General features: G+C 52.5%; 17 protein-coding genes. 6 read left to right on the top strand and 11 right to left on the bottom strand.

The window, feature by feature from the left end; all coding sequences use genetic code 11:
- Positions 1-49: 49 nt before the first annotated feature.
- The 5 genes from OGX95_RS11825 to OGX95_RS11805 are packed head-to-tail and all read left to right on the top strand — an operon-like array spanning position 50 to position 3,128.
- Positions 50-475: a PPC domain-containing DNA-binding protein gene (locus OGX95_RS11825; RefSeq protein WP_286629545.1), complete on the top strand. Its 426-nt coding sequence runs from the start codon at positions 50-52 to the stop codon at positions 473-475.
- 24 nt (positions 476-499) lie between these two features.
- A complete protein-coding gene (locus OGX95_RS11820; protein ID WP_286629544.1) occupies positions 500-1,078 on the top strand; it encodes an ECF transporter S component in 579 nt (192 codons plus the stop codon).
- The gene (locus OGX95_RS11815) at positions 1,079-1,786 is read left to right on the top strand and encodes an energy-coupling factor transporter transmembrane component T (protein WP_286629543.1); all 708 of its coding nucleotides are present in this window, start codon (positions 1,079-1,081) and stop codon (positions 1,784-1,786) included.
- Positions 1,774-2,451, top strand: coding sequence for an ABC transporter ATP-binding protein (locus tag OGX95_RS11810; protein ID WP_286629542.1), 678 nt, complete (start codon positions 1,774-1,776; stop codon positions 2,449-2,451). The genes OGX95_RS11815 and OGX95_RS11810 overlap by 13 nt, the downstream gene beginning before the upstream one ends.
- Positions 2,445-3,128: an ABC transporter ATP-binding protein gene (locus tag OGX95_RS11805; RefSeq protein WP_286629541.1), complete on the top strand. Its 684-nt coding sequence runs from the start codon at positions 2,445-2,447 to the stop codon at positions 3,126-3,128. The genes OGX95_RS11810 and OGX95_RS11805 overlap by 7 nt, the downstream gene beginning before the upstream one ends.
- Here the strand turns inward: OGX95_RS11805 and OGX95_RS11800 are convergent.
- From OGX95_RS11800 to tkt, 7 genes are all read right to left on the bottom strand, one after another.
- Positions 3,085-3,795, bottom strand: a complete 711-nt coding sequence (locus OGX95_RS11800) for a nucleoside/nucleotide kinase family protein (protein ID WP_286629540.1) — start codon at positions 3,793-3,795, stop codon at positions 3,085-3,087. The two genes, OGX95_RS11805 and OGX95_RS11800, sit on opposite strands and share 44 nt — an antisense overlap.
- Positions 3,792-4,301 carry an MltR family transcriptional regulator gene (locus OGX95_RS11795; RefSeq protein WP_286629539.1) on the bottom strand — a complete coding sequence of 170 codons (510 nt, stop codon included), beginning with the start codon at positions 4,299-4,301 and terminating at the stop codon, positions 3,792-3,794. Before OGX95_RS11795 ends, OGX95_RS11800 begins: the two co-directional genes overlap by 4 nt.
- A 15-nt stretch (positions 4,302-4,316) precedes the next feature.
- Positions 4,317-5,288, bottom strand: a complete 972-nt coding sequence (gene glpX, locus OGX95_RS11790; protein WP_286629538.1) for a class II fructose-bisphosphatase — start codon at positions 5,286-5,288, stop codon at positions 4,317-4,319.
- A complete protein-coding gene (locus OGX95_RS11785) occupies positions 5,285-6,562 on the bottom strand; it encodes a zinc-binding dehydrogenase (protein WP_286629537.1) in 1,278 nt (425 codons plus the stop codon). Before OGX95_RS11785 ends, glpX begins: the two co-directional genes overlap by 4 nt.
- A 24-nt stretch (positions 6,563-6,586) precedes the next feature.
- A complete protein-coding gene (locus OGX95_RS11780) occupies positions 6,587-7,966 on the bottom strand; it encodes a PTS mannitol transporter subunit IIBC (protein ID WP_286629536.1) in 1,380 nt (459 codons plus the stop codon).
- A 27-nt stretch (positions 7,967-7,993) separates the two neighbouring features.
- On the bottom strand, positions 7,994-8,437 hold the full coding sequence (gene cmtB / locus OGX95_RS11775; protein ID WP_286629535.1) for a PTS mannitol transporter subunit IIA: 444 nt from the start codon (positions 8,435-8,437) through the stop codon (positions 7,994-7,996).
- A gap of 316 nt (positions 8,438-8,753) precedes the next feature.
- Positions 8,754-10,745, bottom strand: a complete 1,992-nt coding sequence (tkt, locus tag OGX95_RS11770) for a transketolase (protein WP_286629534.1) — start codon at positions 10,743-10,745, stop codon at positions 8,754-8,756.
- A 279-nt stretch (positions 10,746-11,024) separates the two neighbouring features.
- Between tkt and loiP the strand changes: the two genes are divergently transcribed.
- Positions 11,025-11,783 (top strand): metalloprotease LoiP, encoded by a 759-nt coding sequence (gene loiP / locus OGX95_RS11765; RefSeq protein ID WP_286629533.1) that lies wholly within the window; start codon positions 11,025-11,027, stop codon positions 11,781-11,783.
- 196 nt (positions 11,784-11,979) lie between these two features.
- On the opposite strand, the gene speB is transcribed toward loiP, so the two are convergent.
- The 4 genes from speB to yqgG form a co-directional block, all read right to left on the bottom strand.
- Positions 11,980-12,900 carry an agmatinase gene (gene speB / locus OGX95_RS11760; RefSeq protein WP_111464971.1) on the bottom strand — a complete coding sequence of 307 codons (921 nt, stop codon included), beginning with the start codon at positions 12,898-12,900 and terminating at the stop codon, positions 11,980-11,982.
- A 141-nt stretch (positions 12,901-13,041) separates the two neighbouring features.
- Positions 13,042-15,018: a biosynthetic arginine decarboxylase gene (gene speA / locus OGX95_RS11755; protein WP_286629532.1), complete on the bottom strand. Its 1,977-nt coding sequence runs from the start codon at positions 15,016-15,018 to the stop codon at positions 13,042-13,044.
- A gap of 8 nt (positions 15,019-15,026) precedes the next feature.
- Positions 15,027-15,158, bottom strand: a complete 132-nt coding sequence (gene yqgB, locus OGX95_RS11750) for an acid stress response protein YqgB (RefSeq protein ID WP_137382624.1) — start codon at positions 15,156-15,158, stop codon at positions 15,027-15,029.
- A 91-nt stretch (positions 15,159-15,249) separates the two neighbouring features.
- Positions 15,250-15,387 carry a small protein YqgG gene (gene yqgG, locus OGX95_RS11745; protein ID WP_269429419.1) on the bottom strand — a complete coding sequence of 46 codons (138 nt, stop codon included), beginning with the start codon at positions 15,385-15,387 and terminating at the stop codon, positions 15,250-15,252.
- Between the last annotated feature and the right edge of the window lie 176 nt (positions 15,388-15,563).

Here is a 15,563-nt window from a genome sequence, read left to right as displayed (position 1 = left end):
CTGCGTCTATATTATCAGCGCTACGTCCGAGTCTCGGAGTCCCTCAATCATGGCTACATTCACTCCTCAATCATCTGAAGCTCGCTTTCATGCGCTGCGTTTGTTCCCCGGTCAGGAAGTCTTTTCTCAGCTACATGCTTTTGTCCAGCAACACCAGTTGCAGGCGGCATGGATAGCAGGTTGTACCGGAAGCCTGACCAACGTCGCTTTACGCTACGCTGGGCGTGAAGAAACCACATTACTTACCGGTACCTGGGAAGTCATCTCCCTGAACGGCACGCTGGAACTGACTGGCGAACACCTCCATCTTGCGGTGTCCGATCCACAAGGCACCATGCTGGGGGGCCACATGATGACAGGCTGTACTGTGCGAACCACACTGGAACTGGTCATTGGCGAGCTAACAGGTCTGGCATTTAGTCGCCAACCCTGCACCGTTTCCGGTTATGACGAACTGGTTATTTCATCCCGCTAACGCTTCACTTAAAAGAGGTCTTCTATGGCGCGTCGCCAATTTTCCAGCCAGTCTCTGGTACTGATTGTCATTGCTATCGCTATCAACATGGTCGGGGGGCAGCTTATCAGTATGTTGAAATTGCCTATTTTTCTCGACTCCATTGGCACCTTAATTAGCGCGGTACTGTTAGGCCCGGTTGTGGGGATGTTGACCGGCTTGCTCACTAATCTGCTGTGGGGACTGCTGACCGATCCAATTGCAGCCGCCTTTGCTCCCGTGGCGATGGTTATCGGCCTGGTTGCCGGTTGGCTGGCACGGGCGGGCTGGTTTCGCACCTTACCCAAAGTCGTGGCCAGCGGCGTGATCATCACGCTTGCCGTGACCCTCGTTGCCGTGCCGATTCGCACGACCCTGTTCGGCGGCGTCACCGGCAGCGGCGCCGATCTTTTTGTCGCCTGGATGCACTCGGTCGGTCAGAACCTGGTGGAGTCCGTTGCCATCACCGTTATCGGCGCGAATCTGGTCGATAAAATCCTCACGGCCATCATCGTCTGGATACTGTTACGCCAACTTCCGCTGCGCACCACGCGCCATTTCCCAACGATGTCTGCTGTGCGCTAAATGCACCCGTTTACGTCGTTAACTCTGTGGGCGCTTGGCGCCTGCTCCACGCTCCTGCTGCCAGCCGGAGTGCCGCTCGGCGTGTACAGCGCCGCGACGTTCGTCGGTTTGCTATGTATGAAGGCTACGCGGTCGCGGGCGAAATACGTACTCTGGCTGATGATCCCCTTAGGACTGGGACTATGGCTGGTACACGGCGGATGGCTTACCGAGTGGATTAGCGGGCAGCCGCGCACGCCGGAACGTTGGGCCGATGCCGTTACGCTCTGGCTAAGGATCCTGGCCATTGTGTCGACATCGCAGATGTGGATGCAATACGTACCGGTTTCGCGCTTTATGCGCGCCCTGTTCGCGTCTCGCCTGCCGCCAGGCGTTGCCTACCTGTTTGCAGGCCCGTTGCTGGTGGTTGAACAGCTCAAACACCAGTTGGCGATTATTCACGAGGCCCAGCGCGCACGCGGCGTACCGCTGGATGAGAGCTGGTATCAACGTTTACGCGCCATGCCTGCTTTGGTTGTGCCGCTCACCCATAACGCGCTCAATGACTTAGCCGTTCGCGGTGCAGCGCTCGATATGCGCGGATTTCGACTACATCGCACACGCACCACGCTGTGGGCACCATCAGACAGCACCACACAACGTCTGGCCCGCTACGGGATGGTGGTTCTGATGGTGGTTGAGACAGGAGTCTGGATATGGTTACGTTAGAGCAGTTTCGCTATCTCCCGACGAACGCTATGCGGCCACCTGCCTGTTACGATTTCCATTATGCCAGCCCTGGTATGGTGGCTATTTTTGGCGATAACGGCAGCGGGAAAAGCACGCTGGCGCAGCTGATGGCTGGTTGGTATCCCGATTTCCTTCCGGGAGAAATTGAGGGTACAGGCATGCTACTGGGTAATCCCATCGGGCAACTGTCACTGGTCGAGCAGTCGAGTACCATCCAGCTTGTGCAGCAGTCACCTTACCTGCAGCTTTCAGGTTGTACTTTCAGCGTGGAGGAAGAAGTTGCGTTTGGCCCGGAAAACCTTTGCCTTACCGAGGCTGAAATTATGCAGCGCATAGACGCCGCCCTGGCGCTGACGGAATGTCAGCCTCTGCGCCATCGTCATCCCGGCACCCTTTCCGGCGGGGAAACCCAGCGGGTAGTGATTGCCAGCGCACTCGCCATGCAGCCGAAAATATTGATTCTGGATGAAGCGTTCAGTCGCCTGACGGCGCAGGCCACGACAATGCTGCTGGCGCGACTGCAACACTGGGCGCAGGAACAGCATGCTTTGATTGTGCTTTTTGAACGCAATCATTCCCCTTTTCTCAGCCACTGCCAGCGGGCATGGCAGTTGCGCGACGGAGCTTTGTCACCGCTATGTTAACGCTAAATCAGGTCAGCTATCGCTGGCCGAACGCCGCCGATGACTGTTTACGCAATATTTCGCTGGAACTCCAGGAGGGTGAATGGCTGGCATTAACGGGCGATAATGGCGCGGGAAAATCCACGCTTCTGCGCATCATGGCCGGACTACTGACGCCTTCATCCGGCACAATAACCGTTCAGAACCGCGCGATTGCGCAACTGAAAAATAGGGAGCGCGCCAGGGTACTCGGCGTGCTGTTTCAGGAGGCGGAAAATCAAATTTTTCACAGCAAGGTAGCAGAGGAAGTGGCCTTCGGATTACGGCTACAGAAGCTTCCCGCAACTGAAGTTGCGCAACGCACGATGGCGGCGCTGCAATTATGTCAGCTAGAGGACGTCGCCGACGCGCACCCACTCGATCTGCATACAGCGCAGCGACGCATGGTTGCCGTCGCCAGTCTGGAAGCCCTCGAGCCCGCTATTCTATTGCTGGATGAGCCCAGTCGGGATTTTGATGCGCACTGGCTTGGCGTCTTCGAAAACTGGCTGGCAGTGTGTCGTGCGCGCAGTACCAGTATTGTGGCGATCAGTCATGACGCTGCATTTACGCAGCGCCATTTTTCACGCGTGGTACGGCTACACAACAAAAATCTCACACCGTCCGATATGCCCCCTCAAACGTCATCTCCAGCATAAGGTCTGCTGGCAGGCTGTGTTCCAGCACCCGACGAACATTCGGTCCGTCGGTACGCTCATAAAACGCCTCAGCGTCAGTTTGTGATACTCCGCCAGCCAGTTTACGGCCTACCAGTCGCGTACGCAGCGCATTGGCTGGAGCGCAAACAAACAACGAGTAATCACAAAACTCAGCTAACGCTCGCCATCTTTCATCATCAAGCAATAGCCAGTTTCCCTCCACAATCACCATCGGCGCTGTCACTGTTATGGCCTCTTCGACCGGATCGTGCTTTTGCCGGTCATATTGCGGCCAGGACCCTTCCCCTTCCCTTATCTGACGTAGATTCTGCGCAAGCTTATCCACATCAAAGGTTTCCGGCGCGCCTTTGTATGCCCGCAGATTATGGGCATCCAGCCAGCTGTTGTAGTGATGGAAGCCATCCATCGGCAGTGTCTGGATCTCCGGCAGGCCAGGATCCTGACGGGAGAGATATTCCCAGAAGGTGGTCAGCGTCGATTTACCCGTTCCCGGCGGAGCACAGAGAAAAACGATCGTGCGTCGCTGCGAATTTATGGCGTGTATTTTTGCCAACTGCTGTAATAACGGTTTGTGGACGTTTTCTATCTCATCATCATGGTAATGTGCTTCAACCTGTAGCCCATTCACCGTTAGCTCGATTTTCACGGCGTTAATTCCTTTAAAATCGCCGTCACCGCCAGCGTCATTGCCGTCTTGACCATTGCGCTAAAACGTACCTCGGACCACGCAGCAAAGTCGGCAAATTTCATCGACTCCAGCGCGCCGTAGAGCGTTGCGTTACGGGTAATACAGTTCACGTTGCTGACAAAATCCCAGGTAATGTCATCGGCAAAACCGGGGATAATATCCTGCTGATTCAGGTACTGATAAAACTGAGAAAAATGGGTGATATCGGCATAAAGCCACTTATCCATTTTTCCCAGCGCATAAATCAGACGTAACGCAACGTCGATATCGTCAAGCGGTCCACTCTGGGCGAGCAACGGCTTCACTGCATATTCCACGATCTCTTCATCGTTATTGACGAACAACGACGGCAGAAAGCGCTTAATGCCCTGGAGCAAAATATTATGTGCCGTCGTCATAAACGAAAGTAAATTATTTTGAGCATCCAGTTGCTCAAGCACATCATCTTCTGTCAGCGTCGTCATTAGTTATCCGATAAATCACCATGAATGCAGAGAGTCTATTATATTACACGTTCGATCCGCGCCGCCGATCAGTAAAGTTTGCGTGCGCACACCATTCGCAACCTGTTGGATCCCTTTCACAAGATCGCCGCCCGTAACCCCCGTCGCGCTGAAGAGGATCTTATTTCCCCCTACCAGTTCGTCGAGCGCATAGATACGGTTGATTTCAACGCCCATTTCCATGCAGCGCTGACGTTCCTGTGCCGCAATCAGACGATTATCTGCGCTATCACCTTTCGCCTCGCAAAAATCAATCAGTTCAGCCTGCATGTCGCCCCCCAGCGCTTTAACTGCACAGGCTGAAATAACCCCTTCAGGTGCCCCGCCAATGGTATACATCAGGTCATAGGGATTTTCCTGCATACAGGCCAGTACGCTGGCGGCCACGTCGCCATCGGGCAGAGCAAAGACTTTAACGCCCAGTCGTGTCGCCTCGGCAATCGCCGGTTGAAGGCGCGGTTTATCCAGCGTCACCATCCGCAGTCGCTCCAGCGGTTTACCCAGCGCCGCTGCCACATTACGCAGATTGTCTGCCAGCGGCAGCGCCAGATTAATGGCCCCTTTTGCAAACCGATTAACAACCAGTTTTTTCATGTACATATCAGGAGCATGTAGCAAACTACCGCGGGGGGCAAACGCCATGACGGCCAACGCATTGCTTTGCCCCATCGCCACCATTCGGGTTCCTTCAATGGGATCGACGGCGATATCTACCTCTGGTCCGGCGCCGTTTCCCACTTCCTCACCAATCCACAGCATCGGGGCGCGATCAATCTCCCCTTCGCCAATGACGATTCGCCCACGGAGAGCAATATTGTTCAATGCTTCACGCATTGCCGTCACGGCCAGACCGTCAATCTTGTTTTTATCGCCGCACCCGGTTTGCGGCCAGGCTGCCAGCGCAGCCTGTTCCGTGATACGAAATAACGGCCATGTCAGCGACATCATATCGCCGCCTCCCCGATATCAACGCCGAAGTGTGCCAACAGGTATTTTTCTGCCTTTTCATTCCAGATACCGTGCGTCTCCTCCATCAGCAGCGCCAGTTCTTTGAATAATGGATCTGTTTTCCCTTTCTCCGCGAAATCAGCAATGGCGGTTAGTGGCATGGTAACGCCGTTATATATCAGCTTTTTACCGCCGGGGATCGCCGGTAAATTCAATACGGTTTCTGGAACCGCATCAAGACCGCCAATGTGCGTTACCATAAACGACGGTTGTAGCTGGCCGGTTGCACTGAGCGCAATGGCCTCTTTCATATCATCCGTTGAACCACCAGATGTCCCGACAACGTGAGTACTGTTGTAGTGCACGTTATAAAAATTAAACGGCACTTTGAAGTTACTGTCCGTAGGGCCGGCAAAGAAATTCAGGCAACCATCTTCCGCAAGTAAATCATCAGCCATTTCAATGACTGCTGGCACTGCCGCATACACGAAGACATCATCAAAACCTGCGTCATGGGTTAGCGAGCGCAGCATCGCGGTCGGAGAATCCATGCCGGTCGTATTCACATAGATAAGCTCAATACCCTTTTCTGCCGCCAACTCAACCGGCAATAATTTTTTAGCCTGCGCCAGTCGTGCTTCGTCAATGTCGACCACCACCACGCGTGACGGTTGAATACTGCCGTTAATGGCATAATCTATTGCACCAATACCCATAGGCCCGGCACAGGCCAGAAGCGCAATGCTCCCCCCCGGCTTAATCCCCATACGATGTTCATAAACGTAAGGCGTGGTGTGAAAGTTCGCGTTATATGCGCCAATAATGCAGCACATCGGTTCTGCCAATGAGGCGGCAGCAAAATAAGAACCGTGATACGGTAAAACACAACCCAGATTAATCGCTACCTCCGGGATAATCATATATGTCGCATTGCCACCAAAATATTCGTAGCTGTATCCCGCTGAATATCCGCTTGGCAACCCCATCGCGGGTTGCAAAACAAAACGCTGGCCTTTTTTATATTTATCCGTCAGGTTTTTTCCCACTTCAACAATGATACCTGCACATTCATGTCCGGTAATCACCGGATGATTTTCCAGATCGTCCGGTACGCGTTTATGATCGCTCCCCAATGCCGCCGCTTTCCAGGTGGATAAACAAACGCTATCGGATATTACGCTTACTAATAATTCGTTATCTGTAATTGCAGGCAGTTCAAATTCGCGGATACGAATATCCTGCTTGCCATATATGGCAGCCACTTTCGTTTTCATATTCACTCCAAAAATATAAGAAGGTTAGTTCGCAGTAATGCGTTTAAATAAATCATCCAACAGTGGGTCACCAATGTAGTTCTTAATCAGTACTAATGGCTTTTCACTCACACGTTTAACACGACCTTCAAGACTGGCATGGGTGACAATAATATCAGCATCTTGCGGAACGTTTTCGATGGCATAATGCGTCACATTAATATTCAATCCCGCTTTCTCCAGACGCTTACGAAACGTGGTTGCCCCCATCGCGCTGGACCCCATTCCCGCATCACAGACAAAAGCGACGCGTTTAATATTTTTATAAGAGAATTTACCTTCCTGCTTCATCGCTTTGACGGCTCTGGCTGATTCAGCAAAGTCATCTTCACTTTCTGTTTCGACGTTCTTTTCCATTTTCAGGATGACAGAGGTAATAACAAACGTAACTATTGTACCCGCGGTGACTCCTGCAATGGTCGCGAGGAACGATCCTTTTGGTGTTAATGCCAGGTAGGCGAATATTGATCCAGGACTCGGACCCGCAACTAACCCACCGTCAAGCAGATGGAATACCCACGTCCCGGTCATTCCCCCGGCAATCATCGCAATCAGGGTCAGAGGCTTCATCAGCACATACGGGAAATACAGTTCATGAATACCACCGAGGAAGTGGATGATCATGGCACCCGGCGCGGATTTTTTACTCATCCCTTTGCCAAAAATAGCAAAGCCGAGCAACAGACCTAACCCCGGCCCAGGGTTGGATGCCACCATAAAGAAAATCGATTTTCCCGTTTCTGAAGCTTGCTGCATTCCCAGGGGATAATACACGCCTTGATCGATAGCATTATTCAGAAAGAGAATTTTCGCCGGTTCATTGATTACGGATAGCAACGGCAGATAGCCTGCATGAACCAACGCTTCAATACACTCCTTCACAAAATTATTCGCAATGAGAACCGCCGGGCCAATGACTTCAAACCCCAGCAAGCATAAGAACATTCCCGCAATACCAAGGGAGAAGTTATTGATAACCATCTCGAAGCCTGCAGGAATGCGTTTTTCCAGCAGGCGGTCAATATGCTTAATCACCCAACCGCCAAGCGGTCCCATCACCATCGCGCCAAGGAACATCGGGATATCCGCGCCCACAATCACGCCAATAGAACCAATGCCTCCCATGACTGCACCACGTTTCCCGCCAACCAGGTGTCCCCCTGTGGAGCCAATCATGACGGGCAGTAAATAGGTAATCATCGGACCGACAATTTTGGCGAAATGTTCATTCGGCATCCAACCGGTTGGAATAAACAATGCGGTTATAAAACCCCAGGCAATAAACGCGCCGATGTTGGGAATGACCATTGCTGTCAAAAACCCACCAAAAGCCTGGACTTTGGCACGAGCAGACTTGTTTTCCATAATAATGTCCTGAAAGGAAACTGTGAATTATGCGTGGGCGATAATATCCGCCAGTTGTTTTTCTGATTTAGCCGCTAACAAAGCAGTTAATGTCTGCTCTTCACATAATAATTCGCTCAAGGCCTGAATAGCGCCAATATGTGAGTCAGCATTTGCCGCCGATAACCCGATTAATAATCTGATACCTTCATCATCTTCGGAAAATCTCACCTCCTGTTTAAGAAGCGTTAATGACATCCCGGTTTTTAACGCACCACATTCTGGACGAGCGTGTGGCATGGCGACGCCAGGCGCTAAAATATAATAAGGGCCATTGTTAATCGTTGAATCTTTTATAGCCTGAATATAATCTGAGTTGACATAATGGTTGGCGAGTAAAGATGACATTGAAAAGTCAATTGCCTCCTGCCAGTTCTGTGCTGAATTTTTTATTGAGATAGATGATTCGGGAAAGTAATCAATCAGCCGCATACATTTTCCTTATTTTATTTTTAGGGTACGAGTTAACGTTAAAAATAAAATACGCGTGCGGCAAAATGAAATCAATCGAGGAGAAAAATACAGACGGTGCAAGATATTTTTACATGATGTCTTTAAAAACAATAAATTGAGAAGTCAAAAATAAAAAGCAACACTAATTATGTGACACTCATTGCAAATATCAAATAACACTGAATGTCATATTTGTGATGTAGATCCACAATATCGGGTTGCGTAGGGTAAATAAAATTTACTTTGATTAAAAAAACGGGCCACCTGAGCGACCCGTTTTCACCTGTAAGCGAAATTACAGCAGTTCTTTTGCTTTCGCGACCACGTTGTCTACGGTGAAGCCGAACTCTTCAAACAGCAGTTCTGCCGGTGCAGACTCACCAAAAGTCGTCATCCCGACAATTGCGCCGTTCAGGCCCACGTATTTGAACCAGTAGTCCGCGATGCCCGCTTCGATAGCAACACGCGCGGAGACCGCTTTCGGCAGAACGGATTCGCGGTAAGCCGCATCCTGTTTGTCGAACGCGTCGGTAGACGGCATGGAAACCACGCGCGCTTTAACGCCTTCCGCAGTCAGTTTGTCCCATGCAGCCACCGCCAGCTCAACTTCAGAGCCGGTAGCAATAAAGATCAGTTCCGGTTGACCGGCACAGTCTTTAAGCACGTAACCACCGCGAGCGATGTTTGCCAGCTGTTCTGCAGTACGTTCCTGCTGCGCCAGGTTCTGACGGGAGAGGATCAGTGCGGTCGGGCCGTCCTGACGCTCAACACCGTATTTCCACGCTACCGCAGATTCAACCTGGTCACACGGACGCCATGTGCTCATGTTCGGAGTCACACGCAGAGAAGCGACCTGCTCTACCGGCTGGTGAGTCGGGCCATCTTCGCCCAGACCGATGGAGTCGTGGGTGTAAACCATTACCTGACGCTGTTTCATCAGCGCAGCCATACGCACCGCGTTACGGGCATATTCCACGAACATCAGGAAGGTGGAAGTGTACGGCAAGAAACCACCGTGCAGAGAGATGCCGTTGGCGATAGCGGTCATACCAAATTCACGTACACCGTAATGGATGTAGTTACCGGCAGTATCTTCGTTGATAGCTTTAGAACCAGACCACAGCGTCAGGTTAGATGGCGCGAGATCTGCAGAGCCGCCGAGGAATTCAGGCAGCAACGGACCAAACGCTTCAATCGCGTTCTGAGACGCTTTACGGCTGGCGATTTTCGCCGGGTTAGCCTGCAGCTTAGCAATGAATTCGTTCGCTTTTGCGTCGAAGTCAGACGGCATTTCACCTTTCATACGACGGGTGAATTCAGCGGCTTCCTGCGGGAAAGCTTTCGCATAAGCAGCAAACTTCTCGTTCCATGCAGCTTCTTTTGCCTGGCCTGCTTCTTTTGCATCCCACTGCGCGTAGATTTCAGACGGGATTTCGAACGGCGCGTATTTCCAGCCCAGCTGTTCGCGGGTCAGTGCAATTTCTGCATCGCCCAGCGGTGCACCGTGAGAGTCGTGGGTACCGGCTTTGTTCGGGGAACCGAAACCGATGATGGTTTTGCACATCAGCAGGGACGGTTTGTCGGTCACTGCACGTGCTTCTTCAACGGCGCGCTTAATCGCGTCAGCATCGTGACCATCTACGCCACGAACCACATGCCAGCCGTAAGCTTCAAAACGCTTAGCGGTGTCATCGGTGAACCAGCCTTCAACGTGACCATCGATGGAGATACCGTTGTCATCGTAGAACGCCACCAGTTTGCCCAGCTTCAGCGTACCGGCCAGGGAACATACCTCGTGAGAGATACCTTCCATCATGCAGCCGTCGCCCATGAAGGCATAAGTGAAGTGGTTAACAATGTCGTGGCCCGGACGGTTAAACTGCGCCGCCAGTGTTTTTTCAGCAATAGCCATACCCACGGCATTCGCAATACCCTGACCCAAAGGACCCGTCGTGGTTTCCACACCAGCGGTGTAACCCACTTCCGGGTGACCCGGCGTTTTGGAGTGCAGCTGACGGAAGTTCTGCAGCTCGGACATCGGCAGATCGTAGCCGGTGAGGTGCAGCAGACTATAAATCAGCATGGAGCCGTGGCCGTTGGACAACACGAAGCGGTCACGGTCAGCCCAGGACGGGTTAGTCGGGTTGTGGTTCAGGAAATCACGCCACAGGACTTCGGCAATGTCAGCCATACCCATCGGGGCACCCGGGTGACCGGATTTGGCTTTCTGTACTGCGTCCATGCTCAGCGCACGAATAGCATTGGCAAGCTCTTTACGTGAGGACATTTTGACTCCAGATCGGATAATGAAGGCCGTGCCCTTAACGACTTGACGACAGCGCGTTTTGGGCTACGCCGGAAAAAAGTGCCAACAATGTAACCCAAGCCGCGTGTCATGTACATGGAGCATCCTTTTACCGCTTCAGAAATCTCTGGATCATGCGCGCAAGTTGCGCAATCTACTCGCCCGCTTATTGTTCTTTTCTTTATACTTAGACAGAGCGTCGGTTTACCTGCAAACGACGCAATTTTTAGAATAATCCTGACTTTGTGCGGAAGAGAAAACATGAAAATTCGCGCTTTACTGCTTGCAATGAGCATGGCGACGGCATTGACCGGTTGCCAGAATATGGACTCCAATGGACTGCTTTCTTCGGGCGCAGAGGCTTTTCAGGCCTACAGCCTGAGCGATGCTCAGGTGAAAGCGCTCAGCGATCAGGCCTGTAAAGATATGGACAGCAAAGCTACCATCGCCCCGGCTGGCAGCGAATATGCGACGCGTCTTGGCAAAATCGCCACTGCGCTTGGCGACAACATTAACGGTCAGCCCGTGAACTACAAAGTGTATATGGCGAAAGATGTGAATGCCTTTGCCATGGCAAACGGCTGTATCCGCGTATACAGCGGCCTGATGGATATGATGACCGACAACGAAGTCGAAGCGGTGATCGGCCACGAAATGGGCCACGTCGCGCTAGGTCACGTGAAAAAAGGCATGCAGGTTGCGCTGGGCACCAACGCCGTGCGGGCTGCAGCGGCCTCAGCAGGCGGCATTGTCGGCAGCCTGTCGCAGTCACAGCTGGGCGATCTTGGCGAGAAACTGGTGAACTCGCAGTTCTCCCAGCGTCAGGAATCCGAAGCGGATGATTACTCGTATGATTTGTTGCGCAAGCGCGGCATCAACCCGGCGGGTTTAGCCACCAGTTTTGAGAAACTGGCAAAACTGGAGGCAGGACGTCAAAGCTCAATGTTTGACGATCACCCAGCATCCGCAGAACGTGCGCAACATATTCGCGATCGCATGAGCGCAGACGGGATCAAATAATCTTCGAACTGTGCCGGATGGCGGTGTGAACACCTTATCCGGCCTACAGAACTACAAATTTAGTCCAGTGATCGGGCGTTATTGACGAAGCCAGTTTAGGACCGGACAGCGCACAACCACCGGAGCGTACACGTCGTACGTGAGGATGGTGAGCACTGCCCGGGTTCAAAATGGCGAGTAAAATAGCACGATCCCGTTATTCGCCTTTTTTCGCCGCCTGGATATACAGCATTTCCAGCGCTAACGTAGCCGCAGCCAGCGCGGTGATCTCTGACTGATCGTAAGCAGGCGCGACTTCTACAACGTCCATGCCAACGATGTTCAGATCTTTCATACCACGTACCAGTTTGATGGCACGATCGGAAGTCAGGCCGCCGATCACTGGCGTACCGGTACCTGGGGCAAACGCCGGATCCAGACAGTCGATATCAAAAGTCAGGTACACCGGCATATCACCGACAATCTGCTTAACCTGCGCAATGATGTCATCCACACTGCGATCGTTCACCTGGCAGGCATCCAGCACGGTAAAACCGTTGTCTTTGTCGAACTCGGTACGAATACCAATCTGCACAGAGTGATTCGGATCGATCAGCCCTTCGTTCGGCGCAGTGTAGAACATCGTGCCATGGTCAAATTCACAGCCGTTGGCGTAGGTGTCGGTATGAGCATCAAAATGCACCAGCGCCATTTTGCCAAAGTGCTTCGCGTGGGCGCGCAGCAGCGGTAGCGTGACGAAGTGGTCACCACCGAAAGAGAGCATACGCTTACCAGCAGAAAGCAGCTTCTCAGCATGCGCCTGCAGCTTTTCGCTCATTTCACGGGCATCACCAAACGCGTAAACCAGATCGCCACAATCCACAACGTTCAAACGCTCGCGCATATCGAAATTCCACGGGAAACGGTTGTGTTCCCAGGCCAGGTTAGTAGACACCTGACGGATCGCTGCCGGACCATGACGCCCGCCCGCACGGCCAGACGTTGCCATATCAAACGGTACACCGGTGATGACCCAGTCGGCATCGCTGTCGTATGGCATGAAGTTCATCGGCAGACGCAAAAAACCAAAGGCGTTAGAAACCAGGGAGTTGTCGTATTGATGACCTAAGGTGCTCATGTACTGACCTCTTATAAAATCGGTGAAAAAAAATCCCCTCCGCGTCGTTAAGCCCGACGAGGAAGGGATTGATTTACGTGACTACTTGTATGGGCGAATTATCGCCGTTAATTTGTCCGGGTTCAAGCGACCCGCACAACCTTACTCGTCTTCGAGATAAGTATAACCGTACAGTCCTGCTTCAAACTCTTCGAGGAACTGCTGCTGCAACTCGGTATCCAGATCTGTTTTTTTCACCTGGTCACGGAACTGCGTCAGCAGGGTATTCGGATCCAACTGCACGTACTGCAGCATGTCTGCCACAGTATCGCCCTCGTCAGACAACTCAACTTCGACACTACCGTCAGGGAAGACGAACACGTCAACCGCTTCGGTATCACCGAACAGGTTGTGCATGTTACCGAGGATCTCCTGATAAGCCCCTACCATAAAGAAGCCCAGCATCGGCGGGTTCTCCGGATCGTATTCCGGCATCGGCATGGTGGTGGCAATTCCGTCGCCATCAACATAATGATCGATAGCACCGTCGGAGTCACAGGTAATGTCCAGCAGCACCGCGCGGCGCTCAGGTACCTGATTCAACCCTTCCAGCGGCATCACCGGGAACAACTGATCGATACCCCACGCATCCGGCATCGACTGGAACAGCGAGAAGTTGACGTAAATCTTATCCGCCATACGTTCCTGCAGCTCGTCGATAATCGGACGATGCGCGCGGTTGCTCGGGTCGAGTTGTTTCTGCACCTCGTGACACATATTCAGATAGAGCTGTTCAGCCCATGCGCGTTCCTGCAGGCTAAAAGTGCCAGAAGAGTAGCCGACGTGAATATCATGCAAGTCCATCTGGCTATCGTGCAACCATTCACGTAACGAGCGACGGGTACCCGGCTCGTGCATCTCCTGCCACGTTTCCCACATACTTTGCAGGGCGCGCGGCGCATCGTCAGCCGGAGGCGTTGCCTCGGTGTGTTCGCTACGCTCAACGCCGATAATGTTCGACACCAGTACGGTATGATGCGCGGTAACGGCACGACCGGATTCGGTGATCACCGTCGGGTGCGGCAGGCCATGTTCTTCACAGGCATCGCCAATCGCCCAGATAATATTGTTGGCGTATTCATTCAGACCGTAGTTGACCGAACAGTCAGACTGCGAACGTGTCCCTTCGTAGTCCACGCCCAGTCCACCGCCCACGTCGAAGCACTGGATGTTCACACCTAACTTATGCAGTTCAACGTAAAAACGCGCAGATTCACGCACGCCGGTGGCGATATCGCGAATGTTCGCCATCTGCGAACCGAGGTGGAAGTGCAACAGTTGGATGCTGTCCAGACGGCCGCGCTCACGCAGAATTTCTACCAGTTGCAGTACCTGGTTTGCTGCCAGGCCAAACTTGGATTTTTCACCGCCGGAGGACTGCCATTTACCGGAACCTTGCGATGCCAGACGCGCACGTACGCCCAGACGCGGAACCACATTCAGACGTTCAGCTTCATCCAGTACAATAGCGATTTCAGACATCTTCTCGATGACCAGATAGACTTTATGGCCCATCTTCTCGCCAATCAGCGCCAGGCGAATGTATTCGCGGTCTTTATAGCCGTTACAGACAATCACGCTACGGGTCATACCCGCGTGCGCCAGCACTGCCATCAGTTCCGCTTTCGAACCCGCTTCCAGTCCCAGCGGTTCGCCGGAGTGGATCAACGATTCAATCACGCGACGATGTTGGTTGACCTTGATCGGGTAAACGAGGAAATAATCACCCTTATAGCCGTAAGATTCACGGGCGCGCTTGAACGCGGCGTTAATCGAACGCAGACGGTGCTGCAGGATCTGCGGGAAGCAGAACAGCGCAGGCAAACGTTGCCCCTGCGCTTCACGGGCTTTTACCAGCTCGGCAAGATCAACGCGTGCTTCCGGGACGTCAGGGTCCGGACACACACTGATGTGGCCGAGTTCGTTGACGTCGTAGTAGTTATTACCCCACCAGGCAATATTGTATGTACGCAGCATCTTGCTGGCTTCCTGGGAACTCATTGCAACCTCCTGCATGGAGCGTAGTACACCCTGTCCGCCCGCTGACGAAGGCGAACCCATGGAAATGTCGTCAGACATAGCGAACCTCAGATTTTATTAACAAGTGTAAAACAGTTGACTACTATCGCAATCCGAAGAGGCGATAACAACCCATAAACAGGCAGATTTTCCAGCAGATAGTGCTGACGCTCCGACTGTGCGACCGGTTTCTTTTTCATATCATTGTAAACACGTAACCGAACTTAATGCTGACGGTTCGGCGAAACCACGAGAAAACTCTTGTTTACCAAGAGCGCCCTTGTTCAGTTCTTAGTTGCCGTTACCGGCCCTGGAGTCCTGAGAAGCGCCGAGATGGGTATAACATCGGCAGGTATGCAAGATGCAGATTGCGGGGGACATATGTACACCAGAACGGTGTGACAGATTCAGCAGAATACAACGGTTCATTATCTCGTATCACCTCCACGGTCGCTCCACACGGAACGAACCCACAAGCCAAAGCTAAAGCTAAAGTGTTAACCCGGCTGGAAGTGGCAACACGATGAAAACGTCGTGTGCTTTTGTCTATCCTATATAATTCAAGTTGTGGGAAGGCGGCAACGCAGAGAGTCCCCGGGAGCTTA

This window comes from Citrobacter sp. Cu233 (genome assembly GCF_030332225.1).
Taxonomy (GTDB): Bacteria; Pseudomonadota; Gammaproteobacteria; order Enterobacterales; family Enterobacteriaceae; genus Citrobacter.
The sequence above is the reverse complement of the archived record's forward strand: the minus strand, read 5'-3'. Positions and strand labels throughout refer to the sequence as shown.

Excerpts from the sequence above, each read along its gene's own strand:
- OGX95_RS11825 (WP_286629545.1), top strand. The coding sequence starts at position 50 with ATGGCTACATTCACTCCTCAATCATCTGAAGCTCGCTTTCATGCGCTG.
- OGX95_RS11820 (WP_286629544.1), top strand. The coding sequence starts at position 500 with ATGGCGCGTCGCCAATTTTCCAGCCAGTCTCTGGTACTGATTGTCATT.
- OGX95_RS11815 (WP_286629543.1), top strand. The coding sequence starts at position 1,079 with ATGCACCCGTTTACGTCGTTAACTCTGTGGGCGCTTGGCGCCTGCTCC.
- OGX95_RS11810 (WP_286629542.1), top strand. The coding sequence starts at position 1,774 with ATGGTTACGTTAGAGCAGTTTCGCTATCTCCCGACGAACGCTATGCGG.
- OGX95_RS11805 (WP_286629541.1), top strand. The coding sequence starts at position 2,445 with ATGTTAACGCTAAATCAGGTCAGCTATCGCTGGCCGAACGCCGCCGAT.
- OGX95_RS11795 (WP_286629539.1), bottom strand. The coding sequence starts at position 4,301 with ATGACGACGCTGACAGAAGATGATGTGCTTGAGCAACTGGATGCTCAA.
- glpX (WP_286629538.1), bottom strand. The coding sequence starts at position 5,288 with ATGATGTCGCTGACATGGCCGTTATTTCGTATCACGGAACAGGCTGCG.
- OGX95_RS11785 (WP_286629537.1), bottom strand. The coding sequence starts at position 6,562 with ATGAAAACGAAAGTGGCTGCCATATATGGCAAGCAGGATATTCGTATC.
- OGX95_RS11780 (WP_286629536.1), bottom strand. The coding sequence starts at position 7,966 with ATGGAAAACAAGTCTGCTCGTGCCAAAGTCCAGGCTTTTGGTGGGTTT.
- cmtB (WP_286629535.1), bottom strand. The coding sequence starts at position 8,437 with ATGCGGCTGATTGATTACTTTCCCGAATCATCTATCTCAATAAAAAAT.
- tkt (WP_286629534.1), bottom strand. The coding sequence starts at position 10,745 with ATGTCCTCACGTAAAGAGCTTGCCAATGCTATTCGTGCGCTGAGCATG.
- loiP (WP_286629533.1), top strand. The coding sequence starts at position 11,025 with ATGAAAATTCGCGCTTTACTGCTTGCAATGAGCATGGCGACGGCATTG.
- speB (WP_111464971.1), bottom strand. The coding sequence starts at position 12,900 with ATGAGCACCTTAGGTCATCAATACGACAACTCCCTGGTTTCTAACGCC.
- speA (WP_286629532.1), bottom strand. The coding sequence starts at position 15,018 with ATGTCTGACGACATTTCCATGGGTTCGCCTTCGTCAGCGGGCGGACAG.
- yqgB (WP_137382624.1), bottom strand. The coding sequence starts at position 15,158 with ATGAAAAAGAAACCGGTCGCACAGTCGGAGCGTCAGCACTATCTGCTG.
- yqgG (WP_269429419.1), bottom strand. The coding sequence starts at position 15,387 with ATGAACCGTTGTATTCTGCTGAATCTGTCACACCGTTCTGGTGTACAT.